This is a genomic window from Ruegeria sp. HKCCSP346, from assembly GCF_017872595.1.
In the GTDB taxonomy this organism is placed as follows: Bacteria; Pseudomonadota; Alphaproteobacteria; order Rhodobacterales; family Rhodobacteraceae; genus Ruegeria.
Genome location: NZ_JAEDOT010000012.1, coordinates 15,860 through 33,149 on the forward strand (window position 1 = coordinate 15,860; position 17,290 = coordinate 33,149).

At 57.5% G+C, this 17,290-nt stretch carries 19 protein-coding genes; 3 read left to right on the plus strand and 16 right to left on the minus strand.

All coding sequences use genetic code 11. The features are described 5' to 3' along the window. Positions 1-7 precede the first annotated feature (7 nt). The 4 genes from rplJ to rplK form a co-directional block, all read right to left on the minus strand. The gene (rplJ, locus tag I9185_RS19560; RefSeq protein WP_171638240.1) at positions 8-526 is read right to left on the minus strand and encodes a 50S ribosomal protein L10; all 519 of its coding nucleotides are present in this window, start codon (positions 524-526) and stop codon (positions 8-10) included. 321 nt (positions 527-847) lie between these two features. Then, positions 848-1,606, minus strand: coding sequence for a nuclear transport factor 2 family protein (locus tag I9185_RS19565; RefSeq protein ID WP_171725115.1), 759 nt, complete (start codon positions 1,604-1,606; stop codon positions 848-850). A 128-nt stretch (positions 1,607-1,734) separates the two neighbouring features. Next, positions 1,735-2,433 (minus strand): 50S ribosomal protein L1, encoded by a 699-nt coding sequence (rplA, locus tag I9185_RS19570; protein ID WP_171638244.1) that lies wholly within the window; start codon positions 2,431-2,433, stop codon positions 1,735-1,737. Between the two features lies 1 nt (position 2,434). Continuing rightward, positions 2,435-2,884: a 50S ribosomal protein L11 gene (gene rplK / locus I9185_RS19575; protein ID WP_037314971.1), complete on the minus strand. Its 450-nt coding sequence runs from the start codon at positions 2,882-2,884 to the stop codon at positions 2,435-2,437. A 382-nt stretch (positions 2,885-3,266) separates the two neighbouring features. Here rplK and I9185_RS19580 point away from each other — a divergent pair, with 382 nt between their 5' ends. Next, on the plus strand, positions 3,267-4,496 hold the full coding sequence (locus I9185_RS19580) for a peptidoglycan-binding domain-containing protein (RefSeq protein ID WP_210093878.1): 1,230 nt from the start codon (positions 3,267-3,269) through the stop codon (positions 4,494-4,496). An 86-nt stretch (positions 4,497-4,582) separates the two neighbouring features. Here I9185_RS19580 and nusG read toward each other — a convergent pair whose 3' ends face one another. The 10 genes from nusG to ccoN form a co-directional block, all read right to left on the minus strand. Then, a complete protein-coding gene (gene nusG, locus I9185_RS19585; protein WP_152459924.1) occupies positions 4,583-5,116 on the minus strand; it encodes a transcription termination/antitermination protein NusG in 534 nt (177 codons plus the stop codon). A gap of 199 nt (positions 5,117-5,315) precedes the next feature. Further along, the gene (gene secE / locus I9185_RS19590) at positions 5,316-5,513 is read right to left on the minus strand and encodes a preprotein translocase subunit SecE (RefSeq protein ID WP_050605011.1); all 198 of its coding nucleotides are present in this window, start codon (positions 5,511-5,513) and stop codon (positions 5,316-5,318) included. Between the two features lie 99 nt (positions 5,514-5,612). Beyond that, positions 5,613-5,771 (minus strand): cbb3-type cytochrome oxidase assembly protein CcoS, encoded by a 159-nt coding sequence (gene ccoS, locus I9185_RS19595; protein WP_152459183.1) that lies wholly within the window; start codon positions 5,769-5,771, stop codon positions 5,613-5,615. A 5-nt stretch (positions 5,772-5,776) separates the two neighbouring features. Next, complete coding sequence (locus I9185_RS19600; RefSeq protein WP_210093879.1) at positions 5,777-7,954, minus strand: heavy metal translocating P-type ATPase; 2,178 nt, start codon at positions 7,952-7,954, stop codon at positions 5,777-5,779. A gap of 2 nt (positions 7,955-7,956) precedes the next feature. Continuing rightward, on the minus strand, positions 7,957-8,415 hold the full coding sequence (locus I9185_RS19605) for a FixH family protein (protein WP_171638250.1): 459 nt from the start codon (positions 8,413-8,415) through the stop codon (positions 7,957-7,959). A 2-nt stretch (positions 8,416-8,417) separates the two neighbouring features. Beyond that, a complete protein-coding gene (gene ccoG / locus I9185_RS19610; protein WP_171638252.1) occupies positions 8,418-9,845 on the minus strand; it encodes a cytochrome c oxidase accessory protein CcoG in 1,428 nt (475 codons plus the stop codon). A gap of 419 nt (positions 9,846-10,264) precedes the next feature. Further along, complete coding sequence (ccoP, locus tag I9185_RS19615; protein WP_171638254.1) at positions 10,265-11,128, minus strand: cytochrome-c oxidase, cbb3-type subunit III; 864 nt, start codon at positions 11,126-11,128, stop codon at positions 10,265-10,267. After that, complete coding sequence (locus I9185_RS19620) at positions 11,125-11,310, minus strand: CcoQ/FixQ family Cbb3-type cytochrome c oxidase assembly chaperone (protein ID WP_050605006.1); 186 nt, start codon at positions 11,308-11,310, stop codon at positions 11,125-11,127. Before I9185_RS19620 ends, ccoP begins: the two co-directional genes overlap by 4 nt. Before the next feature lie 12 nt (positions 11,311-11,322). Further along, positions 11,323-12,051: a cytochrome-c oxidase, cbb3-type subunit II gene (ccoO, locus tag I9185_RS19625; protein ID WP_152459189.1), complete on the minus strand. Its 729-nt coding sequence runs from the start codon at positions 12,049-12,051 to the stop codon at positions 11,323-11,325. 14 nt (positions 12,052-12,065) lie between these two features. After that, complete coding sequence (gene ccoN, locus I9185_RS19630) at positions 12,066-13,673, minus strand: cytochrome-c oxidase, cbb3-type subunit I (RefSeq protein ID WP_171638257.1); 1,608 nt, start codon at positions 13,671-13,673, stop codon at positions 12,066-12,068. 200 nt (positions 13,674-13,873) lie between these two features. Here ccoN and I9185_RS19635 point away from each other — a divergent pair, with 200 nt between their 5' ends. Then, positions 13,874-14,713 carry a universal stress protein gene (locus tag I9185_RS19635; protein WP_171638259.1) on the plus strand — a complete coding sequence of 280 codons (840 nt, stop codon included), beginning with the start codon at positions 13,874-13,876 and terminating at the stop codon, positions 14,711-14,713. Positions 14,714-14,765: 52 nt separating this feature from the next. Here the strand turns inward: I9185_RS19635 and I9185_RS19640 are convergent, their stop codons facing one another. Both I9185_RS19640 and I9185_RS19645 read right to left on the minus strand, forming a co-directional pair. Further along, on the minus strand, positions 14,766-15,020 hold the full coding sequence (locus I9185_RS19640; RefSeq protein ID WP_152459192.1) for a GlsB/YeaQ/YmgE family stress response membrane protein: 255 nt from the start codon (positions 15,018-15,020) through the stop codon (positions 14,766-14,768). A gap of 70 nt (positions 15,021-15,090) precedes the next feature. Beyond that, on the minus strand, positions 15,091-15,834 hold the full coding sequence (locus I9185_RS19645) for a transcriptional regulator FnrL (protein WP_171638263.1): 744 nt from the start codon (positions 15,832-15,834) through the stop codon (positions 15,091-15,093). A gap of 61 nt (positions 15,835-15,895) precedes the next feature. Here I9185_RS19645 and hemN point away from each other — a divergent pair, with 61 nt between their 5' ends. Next, positions 15,896-17,251 (plus strand): oxygen-independent coproporphyrinogen III oxidase, encoded by a 1,356-nt coding sequence (hemN, locus tag I9185_RS19650; protein WP_171725112.1) that lies wholly within the window; start codon positions 15,896-15,898, stop codon positions 17,249-17,251. Positions 17,252-17,290 lie beyond the last annotated feature (39 nt).

Below are 17,290 nucleotides of genomic sequence, written 5' to 3' on the forward strand. Positions count from 1 at the left end.
CAACCGCTTACGCAGCTTCCGCCTTCTCTTCGATGGTGGAAAGGATGCTTGCGATATTGCTTGCAGGTGCGCCAATCGCGCCGGCGATGTTCGAAGCAGGTGCGCCAATGCAGCCCACGATCGAAGCAATAAGCTCCTCGCGAGACGGCATTTTCGAAACAGCTTCGACGCCTTTGCGGTCCAGAGCGTTCTCGCCCATTGCACCGCCAAGGATTTCGAACTTCTTGTTCTCCTTGGCGAAGTCCTCGGCCACTTTGGCTGCTGCCACCGGGTCCTCGGAATAGGTCAGAACGGTCATCCCTGTCAGCAGGTCGGCCATGCTTTCACACGGCTTACCCTCAAGGGCGATTTTGGCGAGCCTGTTTTTGGCAACACGCACGGAACCGCCCGCTTCGCGTGCACGCGCGCGCAGGTCCTGCATCTCGGCAACTGTCAGACCGGCGTAGTGGGCAACCACTACGACGCCAGAGCTTTCGAAGATTTGGCCGAGTTCCTCGACCACTTTCTCTTTCTGGGCTCTATCCACAGTTCTCTCCAAGTTAGGGGCGAAATCTCACCCCGGCTCATATTTGCCGCAACTTTCGCTCCGGCGTTCAGGTCCTTGTTACGGGATTGGCCAAAATGTGCCCGAGGGTGGGACCCCCAGAATTCTTTGGTCTTACCCGTCTCAGGCAGGGAATTAAGGGGCCGAATGGACCCACCCACCGTCTTGGACGAAACGAAACAAAGCGCACGACGAATCGCACGCTTTGTTCCGCAGGTCTTCTTAGGGCAGATAGAGGAGGTTTCCAAGGGGTAAATTACACCCAATTCAGATCATACAACACCCAAATTCCAAGGGCATGTGTCAGAACTTCCCGTTGTCGTTTTTCCATTCCTCGCGCGGCGGAACCGCTTCGATGGTGTTCCAATGTTCGACGATCCGATCAGCGTCCCAGCGATACAAATCATAAAAGCTGGAATGCACCCCATTTCTTTCCCCTTCGCACACGCAAAGGACGAAATTTCCCTCTGCCAAAACCCGATGCAAATGCTTGTAGACAAATTTTGTCCCGCTTTCGCTTGTTCCTTCCAACACGTTCTTGAGCGCTACGATTCCGTCGGCCATGTCCGGATTGTGCTGTTTTAGATCCTCTGCAACAAAGTCCGCCAATCTGTCAAACCTGCGCTTTATCAGAACGTCTGTGACAAACATGCTGCTAGCGGCTCGGTTTTCTTCCGTCTTCTCCAGGTCCGTTACTTCGGTGTGACCATCCAGCATTCCACGCCCAGAAAGGTTTGGACCGCGCAAGGGCTGAATGTTGTCCCAATGCTCTACGGCTTTGCCATCTTCGAACCGAAACACCTCAAACGCGGCGCGCAGGCTACTGAAATCGTACTCGATATGCGCAAAGGCAAAGTCGCCATCCTCGAAAACCCTTTTGAATGTAACCTTGGGCGAGGTTTTGGACAGCCTTGCGAACAGGTCGGCAATACCTTCGCTGCCTTCGTGAGTTTGAGGGTTGTGCTGGATGTACTTCTCTTCATTCACAACCGCTGCCGCCATGGCGTCACCGGTTTCTAATCCCTTAAGAAATCTTTGGAGGAGTTCGCGCTTAGTTTCCATAGCCATGGTCCGTTCGATTGCCAGAACTGAAATGCATGCGATTTATCTTCGCACCGAACCCGGCAAAATGAAAATCCCGGGCAGTTTGCACCACCCGGGATCAATACTTTACAGCAGATTTGTCTGGCTTACTCGCCCGAGGCCTCTGCTACATCAACGGTCACACCGGGGCCCATGGTCGAGCTCAGCGCGATTTTCTTCATATAGGTGCCTTTGGCGCCCGACGGTTTCGCCTTGGCAACAGCCGAGACAAACGCGCGGACGTTTTCAGCCAGTTTGGCTTCGTCGAACGACGCTTTGCCAACACCGGCATGCACAACGCCGCCTTTTTCCGCCTTGAACTGAACTTCACCGCCCTTGGCTGCTTCCACGGCCGCTTTCACGTCCATGGTCACGGTACCAACCTTGGGGTTCGGCATCAGGTTGCGGGGGCCCAGAACTTTACCCAGACGACCGACGATCGGCATCATGTCCGGGGTTGCGATGCAGCGATCGAATTCGATGGTGCCGCCCTGAATGGTTTCCATCAGGTCTTCTGCGCCAACGATGTCCGCACCTGCTTCTTTCGCCTCATCGGCCTTGGGGCCACGAGCGAAAACAGCAACGCGCATCGCTTTACCGGTGCCGTTCGGCAGGCCGACAACGCCGCGAACCATCTGGTCCGCGTGGCGGGTGTCAACGCCTAGGTTCAGTGCGATTTCGATGGTCTCGTCGAATTTCGAGGTTGCATTGGCTTTGACCAGGGCAACTGCTTCTTCAACCGACAGGTTTTCCTTGCCGGCGACAGCTTCGCGCGCAGCGCGGGTACGTTTACCGAGTTTTGCCATCTTACTTCACCTCGATGCCCATAGAGCGGGCCGAGCCCAGGATGATCTGCATTGCGCCTTCGACGTCGTTGGCGTTCAGATCTTTCATTTTGGCTTCGGCGATTTCACGAACCTGCTTCGAGGTCACGGTGGCCACGGTCTCACGACCGGGGTTTTCCGCGCCACGGGGGCGGTTACGCTTGCCGACCGGCTTCAGACCAGCTGCTTTTTTCAGGTAATAAGACGCGGGCGGCGTCTTGATGTCCATGGTGAAGGACTTGTCCTGATAATAGGTGATCACGGTTGGGCAAGGTGCGCCCTGCTCCATGTCTGCGGTCTTGGCGTTGAACGCCTTGCAGAATTCCATGATGTTGATACCGCGCTGACCCAGCGCCGGACCAACTGGCGGCGACGGGTTCGCCTGACCTGCAGGAACCTGCAGTTTCATTGTACCAGCAAGCTTCTTGGCCATTTGGTTTTCCTTTCAACTTGGGTGAAACGCGTCCCACCCAGATTATGTTGCGTGGTCCGGTCCGGGATCGCGACCCCGGCAACCTCCCACGAGAGAATCTCGCCCGAAGACGATAAAGGCGGCGTTTACATGGGATCAGGAGAGATGACAAGTGGTTGGCGCACCATTCTGGTTGTACCGAATCAAACCCTGAGAGGATTCTTGCTGTCTGCGTGATTACACGCGAATGTCCGTACAGTTTCGAATTCCTCTAACAATCTGCAAAGACATGTAAAACCGCCAGTTTGCCGGCAATTGAACGCGACATTGGCGCTTGCTTCGCCACAACGCAGATGACCGTGCTATACTCCTGAAAAATTGTGATTATTGGTGGAGGTTAATTATGATACTTCGTTTAGCTTTAACTCTTGGCATCGCCTTTTCTCTTGCTGCTGCCATCCCTCAAACGGCGCGGGCCGACGCTGGAGAGTTTCTTGGTGGTGCGGTCGTCGGCGGGATCGTTGGTTACGCAATCGGCAAGGACCAACAAAAGAAAAAATCTCAGAGAACAACTACATCGAACCGCACCTATCGGTCAGGTATTCCATCGACCACGCAAGGCGCGCAAACTCAGACCGCGCTCAATTACTTCGGGTACAATGCAGGACGGGTCGATGGTCAGGTGGGTCGCGGCACCCGGTCCGCAATCGAACGCTATCAGGCCTCGATGGGTTATCCTGTAAACGGCTATGATTTTCAGCCATATCAGTATGACTTTCTGATGCAAGCCTACTATTGGGCCACAAGCGGTGGACAGGCAACGACTCAACTTGCGGGCCAACCGCTTCTGATGGCGTATCGCCGTCAGGTGCAGACGGGATCTGCTTTGGCTACTGCCCCTCAGGCGCCGGCACAAGCCGCCCCGGCACAACCTGTTCCGGTTGCGACACCGCAAGAACCTGAGCCGGAGACAACCGAAACAACGTCTGCCAGCCTGCCGAGCCTGTTTTCCGGCGGCACCGGAGGCCCGTCGCTGGCCAATCGCTGTAGCGGGGTCATGCTGCAAACATCTACCAATGGCGGCTATACGACCCTGGCGAACATGTCCGATCCCGACTTTGCGCTCAGCGAGCAGTTCTGTCTTGCCCGCAGCTACGCGATGGCGCGCGGTGAAGATCTGATTCAGGATATCCAGGGGCTGACGCCGGAGCAGGTGAGTGCTCAATGCGACTCGTATGGTGAAATGGTGGAGCCTCAGGTTGATGCTCTGTCTATCAATTCGAAAACCGAGGCTGAAACCCAGATGCGCAAGCTGGCGCTGGACTCGGGCCTCAGCCCCCAAGACCTTGCCGCGACAAGTAAGGTTTGCCTTGCGATTGGCTATCGTCAGGACAACATGGATGCCGCGCTTGGGTCTGCCCTGATGTTGGTCGCAATGGGTGAGCCCGCCTATGGCGAACTGATTGGCCACCATCTGCGCGAAGGCTTCGGTGTACAGAAACGTCGCGATCTTGCGATGCAGTGGTATGACGCGAGCCTGTCGGCCCTGGACGCCGGATCGCAGGCTGTGTTCCTGCCCTCGCAGACCGACCGCCCGCAACTTTTGCGCGCGGCCATGGTGCAGGCGCAATAGGTCGACACGTTTTCAGCGAATACCCAAACAAAAAACGCCGCGTTGCCCTTGGCATCGCGGCGTTTCAATTCTCGAGGAGTGTTTCCTCAGCTCTGCTTGGTGACCTGCGTGAAATCCAGCTCGACCGGAGTTTCCCGGCCGAAGATCGAAACCGAAACCTTCAGCTTCTGGTTTTCGTCGTCCACACCTTCGACCATGCCGTCGAAATCTTCGAACGGGCCATCGTTGACTTTGACCTTCTCACCGACCTCGAAGCTGATCATCAGCTTGGGTGCTTCTTCACCTTCCTGAACACGGTTCAGGATCTGGTTCACTTCGGCGTCGCGCATCGGCATCGGGCGGCCTTGCGGGCCCAGGAAACCGGTGACGCGGTTGATCGAGTTGATCAGGTGGTACCCCTGATCCGACATTTCCATATGCACCAGAACGTAACCAGGCATAAATCGGCGTTCGGTCGTGACCTTCTTGCCCCGGCGCACTTCGATCACCTCTTCGGTGGGCACCAGAACTTCGTCAATATCGTCCTCAAGGCCCTGTTCAGCCACCGACGTGCGGATCTGTTCTGCGATCTTCTTTTCGAAATTCGAAAGAACGCTGACCGAGTACCACCGTTTCGCCATGAACCTGTCGTCCTTGTTTGTCTTCGGGGTATCAAGCGTACCGGACACACCCGTCATTAAAATCTTGCCACGCCATCCGGAATAAAAAGCGGCGCGCAGCCCGAATCGCCACACGCCCATTCCGAATAGTACCGCGTCACCTACTCTGACATTGCCCGCAGCGCAAGGGGGCAGAGACGTTTCAGCGCGCTGATCCCGTCTAGCTGAAAGCACCCAGGATCAGTTGAAGACCACCCCGGATACCCAAATCGACCAAAGCGAAAAATACAGCCGTCAGCGCCGCCATGATGAAGACCATTACCGTGGTCAACAGCACCTCGCGCCGGGTCGGCCAGACGACCTTGGAGACTTCGGCACGGACTTGCTGAATGAACTGGATCGGATTGGTGGTGGCCATTTGGCGTGTTCTCTCTGCTAGCGGATGGGCCGGACATAGCCGGGCATTGCGGCAATTTCAAGGGCAGTTGGTTCAACTCTGCCTCTATGGGGCATTCGTTCAGGGTTTGGGTTTGTCATCCCATTCGTCGCTCAGGATCCGGCGCGCGTCACCTTCGGGGTCTTCGTACTGGTTCGTACGAACGGTATATACGAAGGCCGCCAGACCAACGCCCCCCAGGAACAGGGAAATCGGGATCAGATAAGCAAGCACTTCCATTCAGATTACCTCAACCGCAGGGCGTTCAGGGACACGGTAATGGACGAGGTCGACATCGCCAAGGCCGCGATCAGCGGTGTCGCCAGTCCGATCACGGCCAGAGGAACGGCGATCACATTGTAAACGGTTGCGATCTGGAAGTTTTCGCGAATGCGTCTGGTGGCTTTGACGGCCGTGTCACACGCATCCGCAATGGGCGAAAGATCATTGCCCAACAGCACGATATCTGACGCGACCCGCGCCGCATCCAGCGCAGAGGCCGGAGAGATCGACACATGCGCCGCCGCCAAAGCGGCGGTATCGTTCAGCCCGTCGCCAACCATCAAAACTTTGTGGCCTTCATCGCTGAGATCCTGAATGCGTCTTGCCTTGTCCTGCGGCAAAGCCTCGGCAATCCAGTCCTCAATTCCCAGTTTTTCCGCCAAGGCGCGCACTGCCCCCTGCGAATCCCCTGAAATCAGAAGTACACGCTTGCCCGAAGCACGCAGGGCATCCACCGCCTCAGCGGCGCCCGGGCGCAACGCGTCCGAGAATCGGAAGGCCACGGGTGCTTCCTCGCCGATTGCCAGCCAGGCCGAAGTGTCTGTGCCCTGATCCGCGCCGACCCAGGCGGCCCGCCCCAGACGAACACGCTGACCACGGAATTCGCCCTCGGTGCCATAGCCGGGAACCTCGGCTACTCCCCGCACATTTGCTGGTTTGATGCCTGCCGCACGCGCCGCTTTTGCCAATGATACGGACAAGGGATGTGCAGAAGCCTCGGCCAGCGCCAGAGCGACCTCGACCTTGGCCCGTGCATGGTCTGCCAGATTGACCAGTTCCGGTGCGCCGGATGTCAGCGTTCCCGTCTTGTCGAATACAACTGTGTCAGCTTCGGACAGCCGTTCCAGTGCTGTGGCGTGCTTGATCAGCATTCCCTTGCGGAACAACCGGCCCGACGCGGCCGTGGTTACCGCTGGCACGGCCAGACCCAACGCACATGGGCAGGTAATAATCAGAACAGCCGCCGCGATGTTCAGCGCCGTGCGCAAATCACCGGAATAGATGTACCACCCAACAAAGCTGAGCGCCGACAGAATGTGAACGCCGGGCGCATACAGCTTGGCAGCCTTATCGGCCAACGAGGTGTACCGGGACCGGCCAGACTCGGCGATGGCGACCAGATCAGCCATACGATGGAGCGACGTGTCTTCCCCGACCGCCGTTGCCCGGATTGTCAACGGACCCGTCAGGTTGACTTCACCCGCGCTCACAGCCTGCCCGGCCTCGGCAAAGACTGGCACCGTCTCGCCCGTCAGAAGGGATCGATCCAGTTCGGACTGACCCGACACGATCTGGCCGTCCACGGGCATGCGCCCACCCGGTCGGACAAGGATCAGATCACCGACGCGCAACTCGGCAACGGGAACTTCATCTTCAACCCCATCGGCGACACGAACGGCGCGGGGAACTTCCAACGCGGTCAATTCTTCGGCCGCAGATCGCGCCGCGGCACGGGTGCGGTAATCCAGATACCGTCCGGCCAGCAGAAAGAAGGTCAATGTCAGGGCTGCGTCGAAATAGGCATGCTCGCCGCTCAACGCGGTTTCCCACAGCGACGTGACAAGCGCCAACAGGATCGCCAGTACAATCGGCAAATCCATATTCAGCCGTCGCACGCGCAGGGCGCTCCAGGCATTGGCAAAGAACGGCTGGGCCGAGAACGCAATGGCCGGCAGCGCGATGGCCGCTGAAATCCAGTGGAACATGTCCCGCGTTGCATCCGTCGCACCGGACCAGACCGACACCGACAGCAACATCACGTTCATGGATGCAAACCCGGCCACGGCCAGCCGCATCAGAAGATCACGCCCGGCCTTGTCCGTCTGGGTTGCGGACAAAGCCCCCGGATCAAGCTCATGTGCTTCGAATCCTGCCTGTTCAAGCACCGGGATCAGATCGCTTGCACGCGTTTCCGGCGTGGCTTTGATCATCGCGCGTTTGAGCGTCAGGTTCACCCGGGCGTCTTCGACACCGGGATGCGCGTTCAGTTCACGCTCGACCGTCGCGATACAGGCCGAGCAATGAATGCCCGGCAGCGACAAAGCGATCTGCACATCCTCCGGTATGGGCCGGGCCGGTTCTGCCGGGGCCGCAAGGCAGCCCGGGCAGGCTGCTGTGCCGGATGAAAGCTGAGCCGTCATGCTTACCCCTTTACGTAAAGCGGGACGCGCTGCGAGAATTCGGCGCCGTTTCCGTCACGCGCCACCAACCGGATGTTCCAGTTGCCCTTGCCCAGTGTAGCAGGCGTGGCATAGGCTGTACCGTCGAACGTAAAATCCGGCACGAAGTCGTCGCGCACATGGGTTGCCCGACCGACCACGGCCTGCAATTCGCTCACCTCAACCGGCGCACCGCTTTCGTCGGTGATGTGCAGGATCAGAAGGCCGCCTTTGGTTTCCGCCCGAACTGTCCAGCCCAGCGCCTGCTGCTCTTTCAGGCGCTCGTTGAACTCCTGGCTGGCGACGTAGGAGTTCTTGACCTCCAGCCCGGGAAAGGTTTTCACCGCATTGTACGCCAGCACGAGGTTCACCGCGATGATCACGCCAAAAGCGCCGACAAACACGGCAAGGGCGTGCTTTCCGGTGAATTTACGTTCGGCCATGATCAGTTCCCTCGTCCGTTGAACGTGGTGTCCTTGTAGGCGCGTTCGCCGCTGCTGAGGTCTTCGACCCAGATCCGTACTGGTGTCGCATCTGCTGCGGCCGGATCGCTATTGCGGGAGGCCACGATATATACACGGGTCAATTGTGCCGTATCCGCCGTGACATTCACAGTATCGATATTGGTTCCCTCGATTTCCAGTCGCATCGCCGGATCGCCCGCCAATGACAGTTTGAAAAGACGGTCCTCACCGTGCTTGTTGCGCAGACGAACGTCATAGGTGTTGCGGATTGTACCGTCCGACAGGGTGACGAAAGTGGGGTTGCGAACCGGTGCAACAGTCAGATCAATGTCAGAACGGATGAAGAGCGCAAACAGCAGCCCGAACCCGACCAGCGCCCACAATGCGGTGTACAAAATCGTACGCGGCCTCAGAATGTGCTTCCAGACATTCTTGGCGGGCTCGCCGGATCGCTCATGGGCTTCATCGCTCAGCGCCATGTAGTCGATCAGCCCTCGTGGCTTTCCGATCTTGGCCATCATGTCATCACACGCGTCGATACAAAGGGCACAGGTGATACATTCCAGCTGCTGGCCATCCCGAATATCGATCCCGACAGGGCAGACATTCACGCAGGCCATACAGTCGATGCAATCCCCCAACTCAGAATCGGCCGTCCGCTTGCCTTTGCCGCGCGGTTCACCCCGCCATTCACGATAGCCGACAACCAGCGTGTCCTCATCCATCATCGCCGCCTGAATGCGCGGCCAAGGGCAGGCATAGATACAGATCTGCTCGCGGGCGAACCCGCCGAAGAAGAAGGTTGTACCCGTCAGGATCAACATCGTCGTGTAGGCAACGGGATGCGCGTTGCCCGTCACAAGATCACGGGCCAGCGTGGGTGCATCCGCGAAATAGAACACCCAGGCACCACCTGTCGCCAAACCGATCAGAAACCAGACCGCCCATTTGGTGACCCGCAAGCGAGCCTTTCGGAAATCAAGCTTTTCCTGACGGTGCAGGCGCAGGCGGGCGTTTCTGTCGCCTTCAATCCACCGCTCGACCAGAATGAACAGGTCCGTCCAGACGGTTTGCGGGCATGCGTATCCGCACCAAACGCGACCCAGAGCCGACGTAAACAGGAACAGACCCAAACCTGCCATGATCAGCAGACCAGCGACAAAGTAGAATTCGTGCGGCCAGATCTCGATCCAGAAGAAATAAAAACGTCGATTTGCAAGATCCAGCAGGACAGCCTGATCAGGCAGGCTGGGGCCGCGATCCCATCTGATCCAGGGCGTCACATAGTAAATGCCCAGCGTCACGATGAGGATGATCCATTTCAGGTTTCGAAACGGCCCCGAAACACGTCTTGGAAAAATCGGCTCACGCGCGGCGTAAAGGCTGGGGGCGGGATCGGAATCGCTCACTGGCTGGCTCCACAAATGGGTCTTCTGAAGACGTCTTGTTCCAGATCATGCCTAGGCGAACTTTGACATGGGTCAAAAAGCGCATCGAGCAAACATCTTTTGAAGATCCGCCCTTCTTACCGAGGCTGGAAATCAGGTATTTTACCCGATTTTGAGCCTATTTTGGCGGAAAATCTGCTTGTGGCGCGATACCAGCTGCACGTGGTACATGCAGTTTTCCAAGTACCGACCAATTGTCGCAGCCCCGGGTCAGCCCTGCCCGAACGCGGGTGATAAGCCGTCGTTGCGAAGAACAGAATGGCAAAACAAAAGGAATTCAGTGTAAAAAAGCACCGGCTGTTCAGGAAACGCGCGAACAGATGGAACAGCCGGTGCTACAGCCTTCGGGCGGCCAGCCGCCCGAAGGTGCCCTCTAGGTCTTACTGGCCACCACCCAACTGGTGGACATAGGCGGATACCGCACGGATCTGCGCCTCGGTCAGGCGGGTATCCCAGTTCGGCATGACGCCAAAGCGGCTGTAGGTCACTGTTTCGGTCAGAGCTTCTTCGCTACCGCCATAAAGCCAGATCGCGTCGGTCAGGTTCGGTGCCCCCTGGAAGATGTCACCTTTGCCATCTTCACCATGGCAGGACACGCAGTTGTCTTCGAAGACAACCTTGCCCGCCTGTGCCGCCGCGTCATCGGTCTGAGCATTGCTCAGCGACATGACATACTGAACCACCTGCGTGATTTCGTCATGCTCCAGGATTTCACCGAAGGCAGGCATCTCGGAATAGCGCGCATCGTCACTTTCTTCGTTCCGGATACCATAGCTGACGGTGTAGACGATATCTTCCATCGTACCACCCCACAGCCAGGCGTCATCCAGCAGGTTCGGGAAACCCGGCGCGCCCTGCGCACCGGAACCGTGGCACTGCGCACACCATGTACGGAACACGGCACCGCCAGAGTTCACGGCATATTGCTGAAGCTCAGCGTCCTGCGCGATGTCTTCCAGCGGTGTTTCCACCAGTTTGGCGTTCCAGGGTGCATTTGCCTCTTCGAATGCGACCATCTCCTGCTGGACCAAAGCCCGTGAAGACCAGCCCATGACGCCGGCGGTGGCCGACTGGACCAGGGGCCATGCTGGATACATGATCGTGTAGATCACGCCCCAGAAGATAGTGGCGTAGAAGGTCCACAGCCACCAGCGCGGCATCGGGTTGTCGAACTCTTCGATCCCGTCCCAGCTGTGCCCGGTTGTGTTCGGATCACCCGGCTGTTTTTCAGGTGTCTTGCTCATTGCCGCGCCTCCTTGGATGTGGCGGGTTTGTCTTGATGCCGGAAGGGGATGTTGGCGGTGTCCTTGTATTCCTTGCTGGCACCGGGGCGGAAAACCCAGATGACGATACCAACGAAGAAGGCGAACAACAGCAGCAGCATCCAGCTATCCGCGAACTGCCTGAGAATTGTGTATTCTTCCATCACGATCCTCCTTTAGCGGCTTGCGTCCGGGGTGAAGGTCGAGAAATCGACCAACGTGCCCAGCATCTGAAGATAGGCAACCAACGCATCAGCTTCGGTCAACTCGGGCTGGCCGTCGAAGTTGCGCACGTTGACCTTGTCACCATAGCGCTCCAGCAGCCCGTCATAGTCGCTGTCCGGGTCAGCCTGAGCGAGGAAGTCGGCTTGTGCGTTTTCCAGCATCTCTTCGGAATAAGGCGTCCCGACCAGAGCATTGGCGGCCATCACATCACCGATGTACTTGCCGTCAATTTTGCGATGTTCGAGGAAGCCGTATTTCGGCATCACCGATTCAGGCACAACGGATTGCGGATCCCGCAGGTGGTCGACATGCCATTGATCGGAATAGCGGCCACCGACACGCGCCAGATCCGGTCCGGTCCGTTTGGACCCCCACTGGAACGGGTGATCGTACATCGATTCCGCCGCCAGCGAGTAGTGGCCATAGCGTTCGACCTCATCCCGCATCGGACGGATCATCTGACTGTGGCAGACATAGCAGCCTTCGCGGATGTAGATCTCGCGACCCGCCATCTCGAGGGGGGTGTAAGGGCGCATGCCCTCCACCTTTTCGATTGTGTTCTCAAGATAGAACAGCGGGGTGATCTGTACGATGCCACCGATGGTCACGACCAGAAAGCTGAAGATCAGCAGGAGGGTCGCGTTGGTCTCGAGGATCTTGTGTTTGTCGAGAATTGCCATTGCTCCGGCCCTCCTTATTCAGCCGGGACCGCGACGGTCAGGCTGGCCTCTTTGGCCGGCGCTTTCCGCACAGTCATCCACAGGTTGTAGCACATGATCAGCGAACCGGCGACGAACATCACGCCACCCAGAGCACGCACCACATACATCGGGAACTTGGCAGCCACGGTGTCGGCGAACGAGTTCACCAGGAAGCCGTTGGCATCCACTTCGCGCCACATCAGGCCTTCCATGATACCGGTGACCCACATCGACGCGGCGTACAGAACGATGCCGATTGTGGCGAGCCAGAAGTGCCAGCTGACCATCTGCAGCGAGTACAGACGCTCACGCTTCCACAGGACGGGCACCAGGAAGTACAGCGCACCAAAGGTGATCATGCCGTTCCAGCCCAGCGCGCCCGAGTGCACGTGACCAATTGTCCAGTCGGTGTAGTGCGACAGCGAGTTCACCGCGCGGATCGACATCATCGGGCCTTCGAAGGTGGACATGCCGTAGAAGCCGACCGAGATCACCATCATCCGGATCACAGGGTCGGTGCGCAGCTTGTCCCACGCGCCCGACAGGGTCATCAGACCGTTGATCATACCACCCCAGGACGGCATCCACAGGATCACCGAGAACACCATGCCCAGCGTCGAGGCCCAGTCAGGTAGCGCAGTATAATGCAGGTGGTGCGGGCCGGCCCAGATGTACAGGAAGATCAGCGCCCAGAAGTGGATGATCGACAGCTTGTACGAGAACACCGGACGCTCGGCCTGCTTCGGAATGAAGTAGTACATCATGCCCAGGAAGCCGGCAGTCAGGAAAAAGCCCACCGCGTTGTGGCCATACCACCACTGGATCATGGCATCCTGCACGCCCGACCAGACGATGACCGATTTCGAACCCCAGATGCTGACAGGAACGGTCATGTTGTTGACCAGATGCAGCATGGCGACGGTGACGATAAAGGCCAGATAGAACCAGTTGGCCACATATATGTGGGGTTCTTTCCGCTTTATGATCGTACCCAAGTAGACAGCCAGATAGGCGACCCAGACAATGGTCAGCCACAGATCGACATACCATTCAGGTTCGGCATATTCCTTGGACTGCGTTCCGCCCAGAACATAACCCGTCGCCGCCAGCACGATGAACAGCTGATAGCCCCAGAAAACGAACCAGGCCAGATTGCCGCCCCAAAGCCGCGCCGCGCTGGTACGCTGAACGACGTAGAACGACGTTGCGATCAATGCGTTGCCGCCAAAGGCAAAAATCACTGCCGACGTATGCAGCGGACGCAAACGACCGAAATTCAGATACCCCTGTGCCCATTCAAAGTTCAGCACCGGAAAAGCCAGCTGAAATGCGATGAAGGTCCCGGCCAGAAACCCGATCACGCCCCAGAAGGCGGTTGCGATCACGCCATAGCGGATCACGTCATCCATGTATTCGCCCGAGCGGTCGACTAGAATATCTGGCTCGTCAGTGTTTCGAAGCGTCCAGATAAACAGGCCACCGGCGATAAGCATCACCAGCAGTGCATGTACCTGATACGCCAAATCGCGTGCATAATTGGTTCCGATCGCTGCAAACAGCGCGATCAGACCAAGCACGATCAGCTTGATGTAATTCGACATATTGCGTCCCTTTGCCATGCCCCGCGCGTTTTTGATTCTTATACGCGCGAAACCCATTTGACTGGCTGCCGTTCTGAAGCACGGCGGCTGTTACTGCTTTGATCTGTATCAAGACAGTTCTGCGTTTTCTGTGACACGCATTGTAAAGGAAACAGGCCAACTGGTCACATGAGACCAAATGCCCGAATCATGAGGTCGCAATGACTTACAAATCTCTACTCACTGTCATGACCGAAACGCAGACAGCACCCGCCGCTCTGGCGCAGATGGTGGCCCTGGCGGAATCGCAGGATGCACATGCCGAAGCCCTGTGCCTTGGCGTCGATCGCAGTCAGACAGGTTACTACTATGCGGGTGCCAATGCGCTGATCGTTCAGGAAACACTGAGCCGGGCCAACGCCGAGGCCCAGGAGCTGTTAAACTTTGCCAATGACTACCTTGGCAAGTCCGGCGTTCGCTGGTCCGCCGAGCATGGTGTCGCGCAGATTGCCGATATCGGACGCCATGTCGCGCATAGGGCACGGTTTTCCGATCTGGTGGTCCTGCCGCACCCTTATGGAAAAGACCGCGGTGCCGAGGCCGAGCCCATCATCGAAGCCGCCATGTTCGAAGGGCATTGCCCGGTTCTGGTCGTACCGGACGACGTCGAGCCCCTGACGGTGCCGCGCAATATCATGATAGGTTGGAACGAAAGCGTAGAGGCCATGTGCGCCATTCGTCACGCCCTGCCCTTCCTGAAACAGGCCGAGCTGGTCCGAATCGTGGTCATCGATCCGCCTCGCCATGGTCCGGACCGGTCTGATCCGGGCGGAATGCTGTCACAGATGCTGTCCCGTCACGGGGTCAAATGTGAGATTGATGTGCTAAGCAAAAGCATGACGCGCGTGTCGGATATTCTCAACCGTCACGCATCCGATACAGAATCGGATCTGATCGTCATGGGCGCTTACGGTCATTCCCGTTTTCGCGAGGCCATTCTGGGCGGCGCAACACGCAACATGCTGGAGCAGTCTGGCGTACCGGTATTCCTGGCCCATTGATACGCCCATCAAAAGCCGCCCGACTTGGCGGCTTTTGTCATCCTCTCTTTTGTCATCCTCTGCGGATCAGGCCTATCAGGAACAACAGGATCACGGCACCTGCTGTTGCGAATAGGATAGACGACAACAGGCCGCCGCCAACGGCAAATCCAAGCGCCGGAAATATCAACCCCGCCAGAAACGCGCCTACGATTCCGACAACTATGTTTCCGAAAAGGCCAAAACCCCTGCCCTCCATGATCTTTCCGGAAAGCCAACCGGCGATTGCGCCGACCAAAAGCATTGCCAACAAACTGGTAAATTCCATGCCGAGCTCCTGAATTAGATATCCCGCGAAAAAGACTGCGGCGGCTGTCAGTGGTCAAAAGCCTATTACGTCAGACCGGAAAGCCGCCATCCGAATCGTCACCCGCCTCTTCCATCAGGCGGCCCAAATCGGGGATGGTCACGTGCCGCTTTCCTTCAAGCGTGATCACCCCGTCTTTTTTCAAAGCTGATATCTGGCGACTGACCGTTTCCAATGTCAATCCCAGGTAATCCGCCATTGCTTCTCGGGTCAGGGGCAGGTCGAACACAATGGGTCCTGATACAGCTTTTTGACTGATTGAACCGTCCCGGCGGGCGATAATTGACAACAAACTGGCAATCTTTTCACGCGCCGTTTTGCGCCCCAGAACCAGCATCCACTCGCGGGCGGCATCAAGCTCGTCCAAAGTCATCTGCAAAAGACGATGGGCGATATGCGGGGTGTGGTCCATCAACTCTTCGAACGGTTTCTTGCGGAAACAGCACATCACGACATCCGTCGTGGCCTGAACATCATAAGGCGCAGTATCGCGACCCGGGCGGCCAACAAAGTCGCTTGGCAGCAGCAGACCAACCATTTGGGTGCGGCCATCTTCCATTGTCTGGGTCAACGACGCGATTCCGGCCACAACCGAGCCGACAAAACTCATCTGATCCCCAGACCAGATAATCGTCTGACCCGCCTCAAAACTGCGGTAATATTTAATGCTTTCAAGCTCTTCCAGCTCATCGGCATCACAACGGGCACAGACGGCGCGATGACGAATCGGGCAATCTCCGCAATTTGAATGGTCAAATTGTGCTTTTACTGTCATGCGCGTTCCCACTTGATCTCCATCAAAGCACCTGTGTCGCCTGTCGCATAAGGGTATCGCCATGATAGTGAAACCACAATTGGCAAAGCTTGGACTTTTTGACGCGAAAGTACCGCGTTACACAAGCTACCCCACCGCCCCCCACTTCAACAACGACGTGGGAGCAGATATGTTTGGCGACTGGATTTCCGGGATCAAACCCGGCAGTGCAATTTCGCTGTACATTCATGTCCCATTCTGCCGCAGGTTATGCTGGTTCTGCGCCTGCCGGACACAAGGCACACAAACCGACAACCCGGTAATCGCCTATGTCGATGTTCTGAAAGCCGAACTGGACCTTCTGGCGGCACGTCTGCCTGAGGGTGTGGTCCTGTCGCGTCTGCACTGGGGCGGCGGCACACCAACGTTGCTGAACGCCCAATTGATGCGCGAATTGGCACAACACATCCTGGGTATCGTCCCCATGGGGCCGGATGCCGAATTCTCGGTCGAGATCGATCCGAACGAGATTGACGAGGCGCGTCTGGATGCGCTGGCTGACGCGGGCATGAACCGCGCCTCGATTGGGGTGCAGGATTTCGATGACGAAATCCAGAAAACCATAGGCCGTATTCAAAGCTATGACACCACGCGCGACGCTATCGACATGATCCGTGAACGTGGCATCACCAGCCTGAATGCGGATATTCTTTATGGTCTGCCACATCAGACCAAGGCGCGCATGACGGAAAGCGTACAGAAACTCCTGTCGCTCAGCCCGGATCGCGTGGCACTTTATGGTTATGCCCACGTACCCTGGATGGCCAAGCGGCAGCAGCTGATTCCGTCGGACGCACTGCCAACGCCCGAACAACGCCTTGAACTGTTCGACACAGCCCGGCGTTTGTTCCTTTGGGACAATTATGCCGAAATCGGCATCGACCATTTCGCCACTCAGGATGACGGGCTGACCCACGCGTTGCGCGCGGGCCGCCTCAAGCGGAACTTCCAGGGTTACACCGACGATCAGGCCGATGTTCTGATTGGTGTCGGGGCCAGCTCGATCTCGCGCTTCCCGCAAGGTTACGCGCAGAACGCTCCGGCCACCTCTGCCCATACCAAAGCCATTCGCGATGGGCAGTTTTCGACATCCCGAGGGCACCTTTTCAAAGGTCAGGACATTCTGCGTGCCCGCCTGATCGAAGCATTGATGTGCGATTTCAAGATCGACTCAGCAGAAATCCTGCGGGATCACGATATTTCGGCCTCTGACCTGGACGAGATGTATCACGCAGCCAATGCATCTTTCGACGGGATGCTGCAAATCACTGAAGCCGGGCTTTTCATACCGCCCGAAGCGCGCGCGCTGACCCGGATGATCGCCCGCAGCTTTGACGCCTATGACCTCAGCAAAGCCGGGCACAGCTCGGCCATCTGACCCTTTTTCGGCGGGCAACATTCGGCCCGTGACGCGCAA

What these genes read in the sequence shown, in the direction of transcription:
- hemN (WP_171725112.1), top strand. Translation starts at nt 15,896, where the DNA reads ATGATAGTGAAACCACAATTGGCAAAGCTTGGACTTTTTGACGCGAAA.
- I9185_RS19565 (WP_171725115.1), bottom strand. Translation starts at nt 1,606, where the DNA reads ATGGAAACTAAGCGCGAACTCCTCCAAAGATTTCTTAAGGGATTAGAA.
- I9185_RS19600 (WP_210093879.1), bottom strand. Translation starts at nt 7,954, where the DNA reads ATGACGGCTCAGCTTTCATCCGGCACAGCAGCCTGCCCGGGCTGCCTT.
- rplK (WP_037314971.1), bottom strand. Translation starts at nt 2,884, where the DNA reads ATGGCCAAGAAGCTTGCTGGTACAATGAAACTGCAGGTTCCTGCAGGT.
- ccoS (WP_152459183.1), bottom strand. Translation starts at nt 5,771, where the DNA reads ATGGAAGTGCTTGCTTATCTGATCCCGATTTCCCTGTTCCTGGGGGGC.
- I9185_RS19620 (WP_050605006.1), bottom strand. Translation starts at nt 11,310, where the DNA reads ATGGAAGAATACACAATTCTCAGGCAGTTCGCGGATAGCTGGATGCTG.
- I9185_RS19635 (WP_171638259.1), top strand. Translation starts at nt 13,874, where the DNA reads ATGACTTACAAATCTCTACTCACTGTCATGACCGAAACGCAGACAGCA.
- I9185_RS19640 (WP_152459192.1), bottom strand. Translation starts at nt 15,020, where the DNA reads ATGGAATTTACCAGTTTGTTGGCAATGCTTTTGGTCGGCGCAATCGCC.
- ccoN (WP_171638257.1), bottom strand. Translation starts at nt 13,673, where the DNA reads ATGTCGAATTACATCAAGCTGATCGTGCTTGGTCTGATCGCGCTGTTT.
- ccoO (WP_152459189.1), bottom strand. Translation starts at nt 12,051, where the DNA reads ATGGCAATTCTCGACAAACACAAGATCCTCGAGACCAACGCGACCCTC.
- nusG (WP_152459924.1), bottom strand. Translation starts at nt 5,116, where the DNA reads ATGGCGAAACGGTGGTACTCGGTCAGCGTTCTTTCGAATTTCGAAAAG.
- I9185_RS19645 (WP_171638263.1), bottom strand. Translation starts at nt 15,834, where the DNA reads ATGACAGTAAAAGCACAATTTGACCATTCAAATTGCGGAGATTGCCCG.
- rplA (WP_171638244.1), bottom strand. Translation starts at nt 2,433, where the DNA reads ATGGCAAAACTCGGTAAACGTACCCGCGCTGCGCGCGAAGCTGTCGCC.
- I9185_RS19580 (WP_210093878.1), top strand. Translation starts at nt 3,267, where the DNA reads ATGATACTTCGTTTAGCTTTAACTCTTGGCATCGCCTTTTCTCTTGCT.
- I9185_RS19605 (WP_171638250.1), bottom strand. Translation starts at nt 8,415, where the DNA reads ATGGCCGAACGTAAATTCACCGGAAAGCACGCCCTTGCCGTGTTTGTC.
- ccoP (WP_171638254.1), bottom strand. Translation starts at nt 11,128, where the DNA reads ATGAGCAAGACACCTGAAAAACAGCCGGGTGATCCGAACACAACCGGG.
- secE (WP_050605011.1), bottom strand. Translation starts at nt 5,513, where the DNA reads ATGGCCACCACCAATCCGATCCAGTTCATTCAGCAAGTCCGTGCCGAA.